Below are 16,019 nucleotides of genomic sequence, written 5' to 3'. Positions count from 1 at the left end.
CATCTTTACCTATATTTTACGCAAAAATATTATGCTAAATCTCATTTTATTTGGCCCTCCCGGTAGCGGAAAAGGCACCCAAGCTGCAAAATTGGTAGAACGCTATGGTCTTTTGCACATTTCTACAGGGGATCTATTTCGCTCAGAAATCAAAAATGAAACGTCTCTAGGACTAGAGGCCAAGTCTTACATCGATAAAGGTGCTTTGGTCCCTGATCAAGTGACCATTAACATGTTGGCCAAAAAAATGGGAGAGCATCCTGAGGCCAAAGGCGTTATCTTTGACGGTTTTCCTCGTACAGTAGCTCAAGCAGAGGCCCTAGATGAGTTGTTAACTCAAAAAGGTACAGCTGTAAGTCAACTTCTTTCCTTAGAGGTTGAAGAGGCAGAAATCGTGAAACGCCTACTTGCCCGTGGCAAAGAATCTGGCCGTAGTGATGACCAAGATGAAAGCATTATCCAAAACCGAATTGCTACTTATAAAGCACAAACTACTCCCGTTGCAGACTATTATGGTGCTAAGGGAAAAGCTCAAAAAGTAGCCGGAATGGGAAGCATTGATGAAATTTTTGAGCGTCTTTGCACTAAAATTGACGCTGTTTTGGTATAAAATCCAAAGTTTTTTTGTTTTTTAGTAAGGAATTTAATTCAAGGTTGTTCAACTTTGTATTAAACAGACAAGCCCCAGCAACAAACTGCGGGCTTGTCTGTTTTACTTTTTTGGGATGGAAGTGAACCGCTTGCTTCCAATTCTTACTCAAGAAATTGAGTGCCTAAAGCAAACAGTTCTTAGCTTCAGCTCATTAAACTTCCATAATAAAGAAGTTTACTAATAATCATTTAACACCCATACCTTAAGATTTTTAAACTTATGTACTACCGCCTGTCCCTCTTGGCAGAAGACCGGATAGAAATGCCTGGCCCCTCACATTTCATTGATGCCAATGCCGCTGTCCTCCGACTATTCGAAACCGCAGAAGACAATATCGTCTACGAAATGGTGGAAAAATATGTGCGCGATGCCTTCGACACAGAAGACTTTGAGTTGCTGGTCCAAAATATTCAAACCTTTGCAAAACGTTCAGACCAAGATGAGTTTGAACGCCTTATGCAATTATTGACTGACGAGCACTGGAAAACTATTCAGGAAAAAGGCTTTCAAGCCCTGCCCGCAGAAGCTACCGAAAATGCCGCAGCTTATTGGTACCTCACCAATATTATGGGTGCTGCCCGCCCTGATCGCGTTCAGCCCAAAGAGGCGTTGCGCATTCAGTTTGAGGTAGAGGGTAATGGCGAAGACCCTCTCTTTACTGCGGAGGATACTGGCCGTTATGGTGAGCTTTATCCCTTTGCTGTTCGAGCTTTGCTAGATGCTACTGCTGCAGAAGGCGAAATTGGAGATTATGAATTAACTGGTCCTTTAGTCACGTATTTTGAAAAACTAAAGGAGTCAGAAAAAACGAGTTTAGCTAGTGATGAGCCTTTTGACTTTGGTAGCTTTGGGGATGATGCTTATGGTGTTGTCTTTGGTGCTCAAGTTATTCAAGGGCCAAGCGAAAATGCAGATGGTGTAGAAACTGCTATTTATGAGTTTATTGTAGAGCCTAACTGGTTGGCTGCAGCACTCAAAAAAGAATGTCAAACTTATGCTTTCTCTGAATTTGGAGAATAAGCCAATGAAGTACTACATATAGGTAAAAGCGCCTGAGCAAATTTGCTCAGGCGCTTTCCTTTTTGGCCCAATGGCTTTATGCTAAAAAAAGTAAGGGCTTTTTAGTAGTTTTGCAGCAAGAAAATGGCCAGGCCCTTTTGGCCTAGCGATGTGTAGGGGTGGCCGCAGGCCAGACCGAGCAAAAACTTGTTTTTTGCGAAGGGCCGAGCGAATAGCGAGCCCCGAAACGTAGCGCCGCAAGGCGAAGCCGCAGCGGAGGCCCCAAAAAAGAAAATTAAAAAAGAACAATGGCAGATAGTCCAAACTTTATAGATCATGTAAAAATGCATTGTCGCTCAGGTGCTGGGGGCAATGGTTCTGTACACTTTTATCGGGATAAATTGACCTCTAAAGGGGGGCCTGATGGGGGGGATGGTGGCCGTGGTGGCCATATTATTTTGAAGGGAAACAAGCAACTTTGGACCTTGTTGCCACTCAAATATATGAAGCATGTGATTGCTTCGCCAGGGCAGTCTGGTAGTGGTAGCCGCTCTTCTGGGGCGAATGGAGAAGATATTATTTTGGAGGTGCCTTTGGGGACCATTGCCAAAGATGCCGAAACGGGCGAAATTGAGGCTGAAATCACAGAAGATGGGCAGACCTATATTTTGTTGGCAGGTGGACATGGTGGAAAGGGAAACTGGCATTATCGCTCAGCGACCAACCAAACTCCGCAGTATTCTTCTCCAGCAGGAGAGGGCAAGGAAGCTTGGAAAGTATTAGAGTTGAAAGTTTTGGCCGATGTAGGCTTGGTGGGCTTCCCGAATGCTGGAAAATCTACCCTTTTATCGGTACTTTCTGCAGCCAAACCCAAAATTGCCAATTATCCATTTACTACTTTGGTGCCTAATCTTGGGGTAGTTTCTTATCGGGATAATCGCTCTTTTGTGATGGCAGATATTCCTGGAATTATTGAGGATGCGCATAAAGGAAAGGGCATTGGACACCGATTCTTGCGCCATATTGAGCGTAATGCGGTATTGTTGTTTATGATTCCGGGCGATGCTGAAGATATTAAGGAAGTGTATCGGATTTTGCTCAATGAGTTGAAGAGTTATAATCCAGAATTGCTGGATAAGCCTCGATTATTGGCCATTTCTAAGTCAGATTTGCTAGATGAAGAGCTCAAAGAGTGGATCACGGCTGAATTGCCCGAAGATTTGGAGACGCTCTTTATTTCTTCTGTGGCCCAAAAAGGTCTGCAAGAATTGAAGGATAAGTTGTGGCAAATTATGAATATTAGTATAGAGGATTAGTATGAAAAAATCGCAGCTATACGGTTTGCTAGGGGGATTTATTTCCTCTGCGGCCTTGGCCGTTTTATATGTAACGGACAAAAACTATTTGTTGGAAGGCTACGAAAAGCTAAGTTGGCTCATCATCTGGGCGGCTTGCTTTATTGCGGTAGCTCAGGAGCGTTCGGCCAAAGAAGACCAATTTATTGGCTTTTATGAGGCTTTGCGGCCTGCCTTTCAAACCTTTGTCTATGCTTATGTGATCAAGACAATTTTTATTTATCTTCTTTTTGTGTACATAGATCCCGAATTACTGGAGCTATCGAAGCAAAAAGCGATAGAAATTTTTATTGAGCACAAACCCGCCGAAGAACCTCAAGAAATTTTTAATGGGCGTCTAGAAGCCTATAAAAAAGAGTATTTTGGACCAAGGCTTTTTGATTTGGGTATTATGCTAGAAGTCATTTTGGGCTTTGTCCTCTCGGCAATTACGGCCTTTGTGATGCGTCGTGATCGCCCTGATTATTAAATTCTAATGAAACGATGACCAAAAATGTATTGAGCTGGGGCCAAATTGCCAAACAAGCGGCCTATTTGGGCTCCCTAACTGGACTTGGCTATTTTGTCGGAATTACGCTGATGCACTGGGCCGGTATGGGCCTAGGCGATTGGATTAACTGGGTGTATAGAATTGCCGTTATTACGGCAATTGTTTGGACCATCATGGCGTTGCGTTTGCGCAATCCCGCTGGGCTTTCTTTTCTAAAAGCTTATTCGGGTGGCCTAATGGTTTCAGCTGTTTTGGGCCTTTGGATGATGGCTTCTGCCTTTATTTTTTATGGCCAAATTGCCCCCGATTATCTCCAAGAGTATGAGACCTTTTATGTGCGCAACCGAGAAGCGCAGATGTATAAAACTCAGCTCAAAAATATCAATGCCGAACTCGCAGAAGATCAAGCAGCCAAAGAATTAACGGCCCAAGATAGCCTGATTGTCCAGAACGGCTTGGAAAAACACATGGAAGGTACAGCCTATTTTTTTAGCGTTTCTGGCCAAGCGGTAATCAACCTGATTTATAGCCTCGTTTGGGGCCTGCTCGTGAGTTTGCCCGTGGCTTATATGTCGATGTCTAAAAAAGAATAGCCCTAAACTTACGCTTATGCTATCTTCAAAGAAGGTCCAATATCCCTATGATATTTCAATTGTGGTTCCCCTCCTCAATGAGGAAGAATCTTTGGCCGAATTGGCCTCATGGATTCGCACGGTCCTGCAAGAACATAAATTGAGCTACGAAATTATCTTTATTGATGATGGAAGTAGCGATTCTTCCTGGTCAGTTATCCAACAATTGGCCCAGGAACAAGCCTGCATCCGCGGCCTGCGCTTCCGCCGAAATTATGGCAAATCCGCCGCCCTCAATACGGGCTTTCAATACGCCCAAGGCGAGGTGGTGGTCACTATGGATGCCGACCTGCAAGATTCTCCCGATGAACTGCCCGAACTCTACAAAATGATCGTAGAAGATCGCTTTGATCTGGTTTCTGGCTGGAAGAAAAAACGCTACGATCCACTCTCCAAAACAATTCCAACCAAAATCTATAATGGGGTGACCCGCCTGATGAGCGGCATCCACCTCAATGATATGAATTGTGGCCTCAAAGCCTACCGCAATGATGTGGTCAAAACCGTAGAGGTTTATGGCGAAATGCACCGCTATATTCCCGTCATCGCCAAGGCTTCTGGCTTCGATAAAATTGGCGAAAAAGTGGTCCGCCATTACCCCCGCAAACATGGGGTAACCAAATTTGGCATGAACCGCTTTATCAATGGTCCACTCGACCTGCTTTCGATCATTTTTATCAGCCGATTTAGCAAAAAACCCATGCACTTTTTTGGGACCATGGGCCTGCTTTCCTTCTTTATCGGCTTCCTCATTTTAGCCTACCTCAGCATCGTCAAGCTGCTTTATTCCGAATATGGCATGACAGATCGCCCCATTTTTTACCTGGGCATTCTCTCTGTCATCCTAGGGAGCCAACTTTTTCTCACAGGCTTTTTGGCCGAATTGGTCGCCCGCTCGGCACCCAATCGCAACCAATACGCAATCTGGGAATACCTCCAAATTAAAAAGAAGAAAGAGGAGGACGATGATGAAGAAGATGATGATTAGGGGCCTCCGCTGCGGCTTCGCCTTGCGGCGCTACGCTTCAGGGCTCGCAGGTCTGCTCGGCCCTGCGCAAAAAAACAAGTTTTTTGCTGGGTCTGCGGCTTCGCCGCCCCCTTTCGCATCGCTAGGCCATTTGGACCAGCTTCTTGCTCAAACATGATAATAATCCCTACTTATTCAATTTATAAAATACAGATATATGCTTATTCAGGATATTTTCGCCCGCGAATTGCTCGATTCTAGAGGAAACCCTACCGTAGAAGTAGAGGTCGTTACAACTAATGGCATTGTAGGCCGTGCAATGGTCCCCTCTGGTGCTTCTACCGGTAAGCATGAGGCCGTTGAATTACGCGACCAAGATCCCGACCGCTATATGGGTAAGGGCGTTCAGCAAGCCTGCCAAAATATTAGAGGCCCAATTACAGAAGCGCTACTCGGCTTCAATGTTTTTGAGCAAAAAGCCATTGACGAAATCTTGATTGCCCTAGATGGTACGCCCAACAAAAGCCGCCTAGGCGCCAATGCTATTTTAGGCGTTTCTTTGGCCGTAGCCCGTGCTGGTGCTCAAGAATCTGGCTTGCCACTTTACCGCTATATCGGTGGTTTGGGCGCAGATCAAATGCCCGTTCCCATGATGAATATCCTCAATGGAGGTTCACATGCCGATAACTCTATCGATATTCAAGAGTTTATGGTGATGCCCGTTGGCGCAGCCAGCTTTGCCGAAGCTTTGCGAATGGGAACAGAAGTGTTCCACCAACTCAAAAAGGTCCTCAAAGCTAAAGGCCATTCTACCAATGTTGGTGATGAAGGTGGTTTTGCCCCCAACTTAGGCTCTAATGAAGAAGCTATCGAAACCGTTTTAGAAGCTATTTATGCTGCGGGCTACGAGCCCGGCCGCGATTTCTATATTGCCCTAGATGCCGCTGCTTCTGAGTTTTATATTGAAGAAGAAGGCGTTTACCACTTCCACCAATCTACAGGACAAAAATTGACCACTGAAGAAATGGTCGATTTTTGGGCCGATTGGGTAGAAAAATATCCTATTGCTTCTATTGAAGATGGCCTCTTTGAAGATGATTGGGAAGGCTGGCAATTATTGACTGAACGCTTGGGGCATATGGTCCAATTGGTTGGTGACGATTTGTTTGTGACGAACACAGAGCGACTCTCTAGAGGCATTGCCGAAGGTTGCGCTAACTCTATCCTAATTAAAGTTAACCAAATTGGTACCCTAACCGAAACCCTAGATGCTATCCGCATGGCACAACGCCAAGGGTATACCGCCGTGATTAGCCACCGTTCTGGAGAAACAGAAGATACCACAATTGCCGACCTAGCTGTAGCCTTGGCCACAGGCCAAATTAAAACAGGCTCTGCTTCTCGCTCAGACCGTGTTGCCAAATACAACCAATTGCTCCGCATTGAAGAGGAGTTGGGCGAGCAGGCAGACTTTTTGGGCAAAGGGGCCCTTAAAATCTAGTTATAAAACAAAAAGTTGTTTTAAAAGCCTCCGAAAGGAGGCTTTTTTGTTTATTTGAAACAAAAAGTTGCTTTTTCCGTAAAATAGAGCTGTAGGTTTATTTCTTAATTACCAAAAATCAGCAGCCTATGCAGGAAGAAAAAGGGCGGGATGCGCTCCATCAGCGCTTTAAAGAGGTCTTTGCCCTCTTGGAGCAGAATGAGCAGATTGTGCGGCGACATCGAGAGAAGGGCTTTTCCGCTTTGGCCGAAAAGCTATTTGGCGATCGACGTTACGGCAGTCTGCTCAACCAATTTTTACAGGACAAGCGGCAAATTAACTTTGAACAAGCTCAAACTTTTGCCCAAATTTATGGCCTCAACGAGGCCTATTTACTGTTTGGAGAAGGGCCCATTTTTGAAAAGGCCCATGAACGCTCCCTAACGGGAAATGCCCAGTTTGTGGGGGGACAAAGAGGCAATATCTTATTCTCCAATATCGAAGCCCTGGCCTCTTCAGCCATTGATGTAGATTTGCGAGAGGAAAATCAATGGTTTTCTATTCCAGGCCTAACGGGCCAAGATTATGTCGCCTTTTATATTAGTGGGAACTCCATGAGCCCCACAATCGCCGCTGGAGATATGGTGATCTGTCGCCCGATCGAAAGCTTTGAATACATTCAGGATAATGAGGTCTATGCCTTGGTCCTTCAAAATGCCGTACACGTAAAAAGAGTGCAAAAAATTTATGAAAAGAGTAAGCTCAAACAGCTCAAACTCATTTCAGATAATCATTTGGAACATGACCCTTTTTATATCGATTTGCCCGAACTGCGTAAACTACTCAAGGTAGAGCGCAGACTCTCTAGCTTATAAGTTCGTCTCTAGCCTCCGTTTAGGAGGCTTTTTTTGTACCTTAAGGAAGCTAAAATAAATAAATATGTGGTTTGAAGAACTATTTGGCTTTGCCGAGCAAAATCCCGCCCAAGTAAGGGCCAACTTTCGCTTAGATGGAGAGTATTTGGAGTCCCTCGTTAATGAAAAACGCTATGCTTGGGGGCGTTTAGAATGCCCCAGTTTGGCCGATTTACGAGCCAGAGCTCAAGTTTGCTCTAGCCCAGGCCCACTAAAGCTGTCCGAATTAGTGGCCAATGTACAAGAATTACATATCGAAGAAGAAGCCAATGGCCTATTTCAAGTGGCCTCTCAGTTTAATTTATTGGAAATGGCCAAACCCAGTTTGCAACCAGAAGATGGTATTGGCATTTATGAGTATGACCGGACTCAAGGACCCGCCGCAGCCATTTCTTGTGGGGCAGGGACGGTCTACCGAAATTATTTTGTCCCCATGGAACAGCAATTGGGACAAACCGCAGGGCAACAACTAAACATGATTGCTGATCTTTTGGCGGCCCTAAATTGCCAAGATTATCAATATCAAAATGGCTATTTGTTTATGGAAAAGGCCAGCTTGCTTAAAATTAACGAGCAACTGGCCCAAATGTCAATTGCTGAGCGAGAAGCACTAAAGGGCAAACTAAGAGTTGGCCTGCAATGGCAGGCCGAAGTGACTTTAAGTAAAGCCCAAAAACGCCAAAGTCAGATTTATGCCTCTGCTTTGCCTATTGCTTATTCGGCTTTACCGCAAGCAGATTGGGCCCCGCTGGCCCAAATCGTTTTATCGGCTAGTTATGAGATGAGTTTTTATTTGGCCCTAGAAAATTGGCAAAAACAGGGAAATCCCCGCTTATACCTGACTCTTTTGGGTGCAGGCGTTTTTGGGAATCCCTTGTCTTGGGTATTAGCGGCTATTGCCGAGGCCAAGGCAAAATTTATAAACTGTCCGCTAGAGGTGAAAATTGTGAGTTATGGGCAGGCTAATCCTGCTTTGCAATCGCTCTTCTAGCACGCAAAAAAGCCCCTCCAATTGGAGGGGCTTTTTTGTTTTTTTATGGCCTAGCGATGCGGCGGGGTGGCGCGTAGCGCCAGACCCAGGAGCCGAAGGCGACGCAGGGCCGAGCAAACCTGCGAGCCCCAAAGCGTAGCGCCGCAAGGCGAAGCCGCAGCGGAGGCCCCAAAAAATAATTATCCAACAGGAGCCATAGTCACCATGGCTTCCAAAGTAGGGGCCGCGCTACCGCCTTTAGGCTCAATAGTGATGGCAAAAGCTTGGGGCTGAGCCACAGATTTCATGGGCAAAATGCTGCCTTTTTGGGCTTGATCGGGCAAAACGCCCAAATCGATGGGTTGGCCTTTGACGATAGCCCAAAGTTGATAAGATTGATTATTGGGAAGTTGAGGTAGTTGGCCCGCCAGCAAATAAGTTTGTTGCGCTTGGGGGTTCCAGAAAATGGTTGCCCGTTTATCGGGATGTCCTTCTGTGCCTGGCAATTCTAAGCGCTCTAAAGCGGGTTGGGTCAAGATATTTCGTTCCTCTTCACAGGCCAAAAGTTGAGCATTTAGCTGGGCCAAATCTTGTTCTAGACTTTTCTGTTTCGCGCTCTCTTTTTCTAGGCTACTCAAGAGCTTTTCTTTCTCTGCTTTCTGTGTGAAATACATGCAGCTGGCCAGTCCAAGGCCCATAGATAGGCCCAAAGAGAGCAACCAAGGCAGTTGCGCCATCCAATGAAAAGAAGATTGTGCTGGCTGGCTAGTTAGGCTGGTCGGAGCAGTTTGCGGATTTAGTTTTTGGGGGCCTTTAGGCGGTAATTGACTCAAAATTCGTTCTTTGAGTTCGGGAGGGGGAGACGTACTTTCGGCCGCCGCCAAAAGTTCTAGGCCCTCCTCAATGCTGTTCAGCTCTTGGCGAAGCGCTGGATATTGCACTAAAAGGCGTTCTACCTCTAGGTTTTGTTCTTCAGAAGTGAGGCCCAGTGCATATTCTTCCAGAATGCCAGATGCTATATATTTTTGAATATCCACGCTATTAGTTTACTAGTTTTCTCAATTCGCGAAGCCCGATGCGCACTCGACTTTTAACGGTGCCCAAAGGGATATTTAGTTCTTCAGCAATTTCTACCTGCGTATAGCCATCAAAATAGGCTAACTCAATGACCTTTTGGTAGTCAAGAGGGAGTTGTTTGACAATCTCTTTCAGGCCAATCGTATTCACATTCAATTCCGTTTTTCCAATTTCAACGCCTTGTTCTAGGCTATTGGTCTTGTGATATTGATGTTTGTAGGCATTGGAGCGGTAGACGTCGATGGACCGATTGCGTGCAATTCGGAGCATCCAAGTCAGTAAACGCCCTTTTTGGGCATCATAACGATCAATGTTTTGCCAAACCTTGACAATTACTTCCTGTAATACGTCTTGCGCTAGGGGCTCGGATTTTACAATTTTGAGAATCGTCCCATATAAAATGCCCGAATAGCGCTCGTAAAGCAGCTCCATTGCCGCCTTGTCGCCTTCTCTGAGGCGCAAAATTAGGCGGTCTTGTTCCATGTTGTAGCTAGTATTTGTTGTAGACAAAAGATTCGGATAAAAATGAGGAAATCAGTAGGGAATGGCTCGTTCTTGGCGTTAAATAACGCAGCTTGCCACTTAAATGTAAGCATTTAAAGGAGAAACATTTTTTATAATTAAAGGTTTTCTTGAAATAAGAAAGACTAAAATCCCGATTTTGGCAAATTTAAATTGGATGAATGGCGGTTTTTCTTTTGGGGCTGCCCCTTCCGCTAGGTTGAAACCCAGCGCAAAGCGATATCGCTTTGCGAAGCGATACAAAATGAGGGTTAAAACCCTCATGAATTATCGTTCGGGTCGGGCTGTCTCGCAGCTCGCTATTCGCTCGGCCCTGCAGCGCTTCGCGCTTTGGTCTGGCCTGCGGCCACTGCTGCCCATCCCTCAGCCGCGTCGCTTCGCTCCTTTGCGGCGGCTGCGCCGCCCCCTAGCCGCAAAAAATATGGACCTAAAAAACAAGAACTACTTATAAACTAAAGATTTTTTTATTCCTACAGATAAAGTTTCGTAATTTTGCCCCCTCAAAAGCGCCTAGCCGCTTAATTAAAGAAGAATCAACGACTTGAAGATTATGCTGATACAGCGATTTAAATCTAAAATTCACCGCGCTACGGTGACCGAGGCGAACCTCAATTATGTGGGGAGCATCACAATTGACGAAAGCCTAATGAAAGCCGCCAATATCTTGGAGGGCGAACGCGTGCAAATCGTCAATAATAACAATGGCGCAAGATTAGAAACTTACGTCATTAAAGGAGAGGCCAATTCTGGGGTAATCTGCCTGAACGGTGCCGCTGCTCGACTCGTACAGCCTGGCGATGTGGTTATCATTATTGCTTATGCATACATGACTCCTGAAGAATCAGCCAGTTTTGAACCTATTACTATCATGCCCAAAGAAGGTAACCGCTTGCCCTAATCTATCTTAGACTAACTGCTTTATGGCCGAAACAAAGAAGAATTCTCCCCTAAAAACATTTATCCAATTCATTCTATTTCTGGCCGTGGGCCTAAGTATTCTCTATTTTGTCTATAGCAATCAAGAAGCCGCCTATCAGGCAGAATGTGCTTTTAAGCTCGACTATGATTGTGAGGGCAAATGCGAGCATGATAGCTTACTCAACAAGCTGATTGTTGATTTTGGGAGTAGCTCTCCTTTTTGGTTGTTTCTGGTTTGCCTAGCTTTTATGCTTAGTAATGTCAGTAGAGCTTTGCGCTGGAAACTCCTAATTGGACAGCTAGAAGATGGTCGTTACAACATCAAATGGTACAATGCATTTTGGGCCACGATGGTCGGCTATTTGGTTAATTTGGCCCTGCCCCGAGCAGGAGAACTAGCCAAACCCGCCACCTTGGCCCAATATGAAAAGCTTCCCCTAGACAAACTCTTGGGAACAATCGTTACTGACCGCATTATGGATGTGGTTATGCTCTTGCTCATTATTGGCTTGACCTTTTTGCTGCAGTTTGAGCAACTCTACAATTTCCTAATGGGAAAAACCAAGGCCGAACTCATCTGCGCCAAAGAGTTACCTATAGTCGAGGCCAGCGATAATAGCTGGCTACTTTGGCTATTGGGTGGAGGAGTTGTAGCTGGCCTTTTGGCCCTTGTACTTGGTCTAATTTTCCGCAAGCAATTGATGCAACTGTCTATTGCACAGAAAGTCTGGGAAATGGCCCTTAATTTCTGGGCAGGCATCAAAACCGTTTTCTCGCTACGTCGCCAAAAGCTCTTTTGGTTTATGTTCCATTCTGTAGTCATCTGGCTGATGTACTTCCTGATGACCTACCTTTGCTTTTTTGCTTTTGGTCCCACCGCTCATTTAGGCCTGATGGCGGGGTTGCTCGTCTTTGTTTTTGGCGCCTTTGGGATCGTTATCCCTTCTCCAGGTGGGATGGGCACTTATCAAATTGCCGTAACGGCAGGACTTGTAATTTATGGCGTTGGCCGAGCAGATGCCTTCGCTTTTTCCAATATCTGTTTTTTCACAATCAACCTATTCTGTAATATAGGGTTTGGTCTTTTGGGCTATATGTTGTTGCCTTTGCTCAACAAAAACTATCAGCCTAGTTGGACCAAAGAAAACAATTAGAAGATGCAAAATTTAGGGCTGATTGATACCCATGCACATTTATATTCGGATAAGTTTGAAGAGGACCGCAGCCAAATGATGCAGCGGGCCTTTGATGCAGGCTTAAGCCATATTTTTCTACCCAATATTGATAGTAGTTCTATTGCTCCTATGCTAGAGCTAGAAGCGGCCTATCCCCAACAATGTTTTGCCATGATGGGGTTACATCCTTGCTCTGTAGGGGGAAATATGGAAGAGGAATTGGCCTTAGTTAAAACTTGGCTAGAGCGTCGTCCCTTTGTTGCTGTAGGCGAAATAGGATTAGATTATTATTGGTCCATGGAGTTTGTAGAACAACAAAAAGAAGCCTTTCGCAGACAGTCTCGCTGGGCCATGCAACTCGATTTGCCTATCGTTATCCATGCTAGAGATTCAATTGACGACCTCATTAGCCTAGTAGAAGAATTACAAAAAGAAGGTCCCCTAAGAGGAGTGTTCCATTGTTTTACGGGAACCCTAGAACAGGCCCAAAAAATTATTGATTTAGGCTTTTATCTTGGTTTTGGTGGTGTGCTTACCTTTAAAAAAGCAGCTTTGGACCAACTTATTCCACATCTGCCACTTTCTAAACTCGTTTTAGAAACCGATGCGCCTTATCTCAGTCCCACACCTAAAAGAGGCAAACGCAACGAAAGTGCTTACCTTTTGTATGTGGCCCAAAAAATGGCAGAGATCAAAGGCATTTCTTTAGAAGAATTGGCCCAAGTTTTAAAAGCCAATAGCTTAGAATTATTTGATCTTTCGGTTTTGGAGAAAAGGAGTAGCTTGTCGCTAGATTAAACAACTATAGCTGTAGAAATATAAAGGGGCTGTCGATAACTCGACAGCCCCTTTGATTTTAGCCTTCTTTCTGAGTCAATAACCACTCTATGGCTTTTTCTTCTGTAGGGAAAATCTTCATGGGATAGCCATGCTTAAACAAAGACATAATCATATTGCCAATCATGCGAGACCACAAATTGCTAGCTACAAAAGCATAAGCTAGAACATAATTATCCACTTCTTTACCTGCTGGCGTTTTGGCAAAATCTCGAACCTCCTTAGAGATTTTAGTCATGCTCGTCAAATTGGAAAGCACAAGGATTTTTTTGCCCTTTTCTTCAGAAATACGCTTCTGTACCCCTAAAGAATAAAGTGCTTCTTCCATATTGACTTCAATCACTTTTGCATTTTCATTGGCTACGCGAATTGTTAAAATATCATGTTCGTCTAGCCAAAATTCTAGCTGTTTGGATTGATCTATCTTTTTACTCATGAATCTGTGTTCTTTTCTTAGCCCTTAGTTAGTGATAAGATTATCTGCTGTGAAAATCTTGGGGTAGGGGAATAGAGGATTATGAATTAAATTCTTATTGAGTTGTTGAAGCTGTTCGCTGTTCTAACAACCAAGCAATAGCTTTCTCTTCAGAACTGAACATCTTAATAGGATAGGTTCGTTTGAAGATTCTGCCAAACATATTTCCCATCATTCGATTCAAGCGGTTGGGGGCAATTAAAGCATAAGCCAAGGCATAATTGTTAATTGCTTGGCCCTCATTGCTCTTGGCAAATTCTCTAGCCGCTTTGTTGACTTTAGATAAATCGCCTAAGTCTGCTAAAATCAATAATTTCTGTCCCTGATCTTTAAATAAGCGTTGCTGTACTCGTAAGGAATGACGAGCATCTTCTTCATCAATCTCTTTCTTCCCCGTCTTATCTACTAAGCGAATCACTAAAATATTATGCTCTTCTAGCCAATACTCAAATTGACCAAACTCATCTATCTTCTCTGCTGTCATAATTGTTGTTTGGACAAATTTAAAGCTTTTAATGCTTTTTCCCAGCTCATTAGAACGAATCTAATCATTTTTAATTAGTATTTTTCTAAATAAGGAATACTATGAGTGTCAATTTTATCCATTCTATCGATAAGTGTAACATGGCCCAGCGCTGCGCAGCGGTGGCCGCAGGCCAGACCAAAGCCCGTAGGGCTGCAGGGCCGAGCGAATAGCGAGCCGCGAAGCATAGCGGCGGCCGACCTAGCCGAAGGCTAGCTGGCCGCGGGCCCCAAAACAAAAAAATAAGTTCAATAAATCAGCAAAATAGGCTTCTCGTTAAAAAGCCGTATTTTGGACCCAATAAAATTAGAGAAGATGACAAATAAAGCGATTGCCGACCAATTTAAATTGTTGGGGGGGCTGATGGAACTGCATCAGGAGAACCCCTATAAGATAAAGTCCTATAAAACGGCTTACCAAAACCTGAGAAAAGTGGATGGCGCCTTGGCCGAAATGCCCAAGGCGGAGCTGAAAAAAATTAGGGGAATTGGCGATGCAATTGCAGATAAAATTATAGAGTTGCAGGAAAAAGGCGAACTGCGTCTATTGCAAGAATATAAGGCCAAAACGCCCAAAGGTATTATTGCTTTGATGAATATTAAGGGCTTGGGGACCAAAAAGCTTTTGCAACTTTGGCAAGAATTAGAAATTGAAAGCCCAGGAGAGCTGCTATACGCCTGCCAAGAGAACCGCCTACTTAGCCTTAAGGGATTTGGAGAGAAATCGCAGCAAAATATGGAAAGCCAACTGCAGTATTATTTTCGCAGTTTGGACCAGCACCGCTGGGCCGAGGTGGCCGATGAAGCCGAAGATTTATTGTTAGATCTCCAAGAGGTTTTTGGGACCGAAAATGTAGCGCTTACAGGGCCTTTTCGCCGTGAAATGCCTGTTGTAGAGGCCCTAGATTTTCTCATTGCCGATTTTGATGGCGACCAGCTAGCGGCTGCCCAACTTTTTGATGATTTGGGCCCAGTAGAACCCAATTTGCCCTCTTATTGGCAGGCGCATTCTAAGGATTCTAATATTTTGCTGCGCTTTCATCCTTGTGCCAAAGATCGTTTTGGCTTGGGGCTTTTGCAATCTACGGGAGGCGTTGATTTTTTTAGAACCCTTACGGAGCAAGAGGATTTAGAGGCTTGTGTAGGTCTTTCTGAAACCGCCATTTTTGAGAAATTGGAACTGCCTTTTATCTGGCCCAGCCAAAGAGATGCGCCAAAAATCTATTGGCGAGCTAAGGCGGGGAAAATCCCGCCCGCTATTGAGCAAAAAGAGATACAAGGAATGCTGCATTTGCATTCAACCTATAGCGATGGGGCCAATAGTCTAAGCGAAATGGCCGAACATATTCGCAGCCTAGGCTATGCTTATATGGGGATCACGGACCACTCTCAATCTGCCTTTTATGCCAATGGCCTTAAACCCGAAAGAGTAAAGGCGCAATGGAAGGAAATCGATGAACTAAATGCAAACTTTTCGGATTTTCATATCTATAAGGGCATCGAGTCAGATATCAAATATGATGGGAGTCTAGATTATGAAGCAGAGGTATTGGCAGGCTTCGATTTTATCATCGCTTCTGTGCATAGCCATCTAAAAATGAGCAAAGAAAAGGCTATGGAGCGCTTGCTCAAAGCAATTGCCAATCCTTATACCAATATGTTGGGCCATCCTACAGGCCGCTTACTACTTTCTCGTCCTGGTTATCCCGTAGATCATGCTTTATTGATAGAAGCCTGTGCCAAATATAATGTGGCCATTGAAATTAACGCCAATCCTTTGCGTTTAGATTTGGACCACCAATGGATTCCCTACGCCTTAGAAAAAGGCGTGAAATTAGCCATCAATACAGATGCCCACCAACTCAGAGGCCTAGACGATATCCGTTATGGCTTGCAGATGGCACGCAAAGGCCTTTTACCCCGATCGGCCTGTATCAACTGCTTTAGTGACAGTGAATTTGCGGCTTGGTGTAAACAAAAGCGTTAATTTTGAATTTTAGCGACTAATTTGCATCTTTAAGTTCATATCCTCCC

At 44.6% G+C, this 16,019-nt stretch carries 17 protein-coding genes; 13 read left to right on the top strand and 4 right to left on the bottom strand.

Going from position 1 to position 16,019, the window contains the following annotated elements; translation table 11 throughout:
• Positions 1-31: 31 nt before the first annotated feature.
• From PPO43_RS02340 to PPO43_RS02300, 9 genes are all read left to right on the top strand, one after another.
• Entirely contained in the window at positions 32-610 is a 579-nt protein-coding gene (locus tag PPO43_RS02340; protein WP_272620186.1) for an adenylate kinase, read from the top strand.
• 261 nt (positions 611-871) lie between these two features.
• Positions 872-1,672 carry a hypothetical protein gene (locus tag PPO43_RS02335; RefSeq protein WP_272620185.1) on the top strand — a complete coding sequence of 267 codons (801 nt, stop codon included), beginning with the start codon at positions 872-874 and terminating at the stop codon, positions 1,670-1,672.
• Positions 1,673-1,959: 287 nt separating this feature from the next.
• Positions 1,960-2,967 carry a GTPase ObgE gene (gene obgE / locus PPO43_RS02330; RefSeq protein ID WP_272620184.1) on the top strand — a complete coding sequence of 336 codons (1,008 nt, stop codon included), beginning with the start codon at positions 1,960-1,962 and terminating at the stop codon, positions 2,965-2,967.
• A 1-nt stretch (position 2,968) separates the two neighbouring features.
• A complete protein-coding gene (locus PPO43_RS02325) occupies positions 2,969-3,475 on the top strand; it encodes a DUF4199 domain-containing protein (RefSeq protein WP_272620183.1) in 507 nt (168 codons plus the stop codon).
• A gap of 14 nt (positions 3,476-3,489) precedes the next feature.
• The gene (locus PPO43_RS02320) at positions 3,490-4,089 is read left to right on the top strand and encodes a DUF4199 domain-containing protein (protein ID WP_272620182.1); all 600 of its coding nucleotides are present in this window, start codon (positions 3,490-3,492) and stop codon (positions 4,087-4,089) included.
• A gap of 16 nt (positions 4,090-4,105) precedes the next feature.
• Entirely contained in the window at positions 4,106-5,116 is a 1,011-nt protein-coding gene (locus PPO43_RS02315; RefSeq protein ID WP_272620181.1) for a glycosyltransferase family 2 protein, read from the top strand.
• 196 nt (positions 5,117-5,312) lie between these two features.
• Positions 5,313-6,596, top strand: a complete 1,284-nt coding sequence (eno, locus tag PPO43_RS02310; protein ID WP_272620180.1) for a phosphopyruvate hydratase — start codon at positions 5,313-5,315, stop codon at positions 6,594-6,596.
• Positions 6,597-6,724: 128 nt separating this feature from the next.
• On the top strand, positions 6,725-7,450 hold the full coding sequence (locus PPO43_RS02305) for a S24 family peptidase (protein WP_272620179.1): 726 nt from the start codon (positions 6,725-6,727) through the stop codon (positions 7,448-7,450).
• A 64-nt stretch (positions 7,451-7,514) separates the two neighbouring features.
• A complete protein-coding gene (locus PPO43_RS02300; protein WP_272620178.1) occupies positions 7,515-8,480 on the top strand; it encodes a hypothetical protein in 966 nt (321 codons plus the stop codon).
• Positions 8,481-8,659: 179 nt separating this feature from the next.
• On the opposite strand, the gene PPO43_RS02295 is transcribed toward PPO43_RS02300, so the two are convergent.
• Positions 8,660-9,496 carry an anti-sigma factor gene (locus PPO43_RS02295; protein WP_272620177.1) on the bottom strand — a complete coding sequence of 279 codons (837 nt, stop codon included), beginning with the start codon at positions 9,494-9,496 and terminating at the stop codon, positions 8,660-8,662.
• Positions 9,497-9,500: 4 nt separating this feature from the next.
• Positions 9,501-10,046 carry an RNA polymerase sigma factor gene (locus PPO43_RS02290; RefSeq protein WP_272620176.1) on the bottom strand — a complete coding sequence of 182 codons (546 nt, stop codon included), beginning with the start codon at positions 10,044-10,046 and terminating at the stop codon, positions 9,501-9,503.
• Between the two features lie 562 nt (positions 10,047-10,608).
• On the opposite strand from PPO43_RS02290, the gene panD reads away from it, so the two are divergent.
• From panD to PPO43_RS02275, 3 genes are read left to right on the top strand one after another with little or no spacing between them, the layout of a single operon-like run.
• On the top strand, positions 10,609-10,956 hold the full coding sequence (panD, locus tag PPO43_RS02285; RefSeq protein ID WP_272620175.1) for an aspartate 1-decarboxylase: 348 nt from the start codon (positions 10,609-10,611) through the stop codon (positions 10,954-10,956).
• 22 nt (positions 10,957-10,978) lie between these two features.
• Complete coding sequence (locus PPO43_RS02280; protein ID WP_272620174.1) at positions 10,979-12,130, top strand: lysylphosphatidylglycerol synthase transmembrane domain-containing protein; 1,152 nt, start codon at positions 10,979-10,981, stop codon at positions 12,128-12,130.
• A gap of 3 nt (positions 12,131-12,133) precedes the next feature.
• A complete protein-coding gene (locus tag PPO43_RS02275) occupies positions 12,134-12,949 on the top strand; it encodes a TatD family hydrolase (protein WP_272620173.1) in 816 nt (271 codons plus the stop codon).
• 58 nt (positions 12,950-13,007) lie between these two features.
• Here PPO43_RS02275 and PPO43_RS02270 read toward each other — a convergent pair whose 3' ends face one another.
• Both PPO43_RS02270 and PPO43_RS02265 read right to left on the bottom strand, forming a co-directional pair.
• Entirely contained in the window at positions 13,008-13,424 is a 417-nt protein-coding gene (locus PPO43_RS02270; RefSeq protein ID WP_272620172.1) for a DUF7793 family protein, read from the bottom strand.
• 94 nt (positions 13,425-13,518) lie between these two features.
• Entirely contained in the window at positions 13,519-13,947 is a 429-nt protein-coding gene (locus tag PPO43_RS02265; RefSeq protein WP_272620171.1) for a DUF7793 family protein, read from the bottom strand.
• Positions 13,948-14,301: 354 nt separating this feature from the next.
• On the opposite strand from PPO43_RS02265, the gene PPO43_RS02260 reads away from it, so the two are divergent.
• Positions 14,302-15,972, top strand: coding sequence for a PHP domain-containing protein (locus tag PPO43_RS02260; protein WP_272620170.1), 1,671 nt, complete (start codon positions 14,302-14,304; stop codon positions 15,970-15,972).
• The last annotated feature ends 47 nt before the right edge of the window (positions 15,973-16,019 follow it).

The organism is Saprospira sp. CCB-QB6, from assembly GCF_028464065.1.
Classification (GTDB): Bacteria; Bacteroidota; Bacteroidia; order Chitinophagales; family Saprospiraceae; genus Saprospira.
This window is presented reverse-complemented; position numbering and strand designations above follow the sequence as displayed.

Excerpts from the sequence above, each read along its gene's own strand:
- PPO43_RS02320 (WP_272620182.1), top strand. The coding sequence starts at position 3,490 with ATGACCAAAAATGTATTGAGCTGGGGCCAAATTGCCAAACAAGCGGCC.
- PPO43_RS02275 (WP_272620173.1), top strand. The coding sequence starts at position 12,134 with ATGCAAAATTTAGGGCTGATTGATACCCATGCACATTTATATTCGGAT.
- panD (WP_272620175.1), top strand. The coding sequence starts at position 10,609 with ATGCTGATACAGCGATTTAAATCTAAAATTCACCGCGCTACGGTGACC.
- PPO43_RS02325 (WP_272620183.1), top strand. The coding sequence starts at position 2,969 with ATGAAAAAATCGCAGCTATACGGTTTGCTAGGGGGATTTATTTCCTCT.
- eno (WP_272620180.1), top strand. The coding sequence starts at position 5,313 with ATGCTTATTCAGGATATTTTCGCCCGCGAATTGCTCGATTCTAGAGGA.
- PPO43_RS02340 (WP_272620186.1), top strand. The coding sequence starts at position 32 with ATGCTAAATCTCATTTTATTTGGCCCTCCCGGTAGCGGAAAAGGCACC.
- PPO43_RS02335 (WP_272620185.1), top strand. The coding sequence starts at position 872 with ATGTACTACCGCCTGTCCCTCTTGGCAGAAGACCGGATAGAAATGCCT.
- PPO43_RS02260 (WP_272620170.1), top strand. The coding sequence starts at position 14,302 with ATGACAAATAAAGCGATTGCCGACCAATTTAAATTGTTGGGGGGGCTG.
- PPO43_RS02305 (WP_272620179.1), top strand. The coding sequence starts at position 6,725 with ATGCAGGAAGAAAAAGGGCGGGATGCGCTCCATCAGCGCTTTAAAGAG.
- PPO43_RS02270 (WP_272620172.1), bottom strand. The coding sequence starts at position 13,424 with ATGAGTAAAAAGATAGATCAATCCAAACAGCTAGAATTTTGGCTAGAC.
- PPO43_RS02315 (WP_272620181.1), top strand. The coding sequence starts at position 4,106 with ATGCTATCTTCAAAGAAGGTCCAATATCCCTATGATATTTCAATTGTG.
- PPO43_RS02265 (WP_272620171.1), bottom strand. The coding sequence starts at position 13,947 with ATGACAGCAGAGAAGATAGATGAGTTTGGTCAATTTGAGTATTGGCTA.
- obgE (WP_272620184.1), top strand. The coding sequence starts at position 1,960 with ATGGCAGATAGTCCAAACTTTATAGATCATGTAAAAATGCATTGTCGC.
- PPO43_RS02280 (WP_272620174.1), top strand. The coding sequence starts at position 10,979 with ATGGCCGAAACAAAGAAGAATTCTCCCCTAAAAACATTTATCCAATTC.
- PPO43_RS02300 (WP_272620178.1), top strand. The coding sequence starts at position 7,515 with ATGTGGTTTGAAGAACTATTTGGCTTTGCCGAGCAAAATCCCGCCCAA.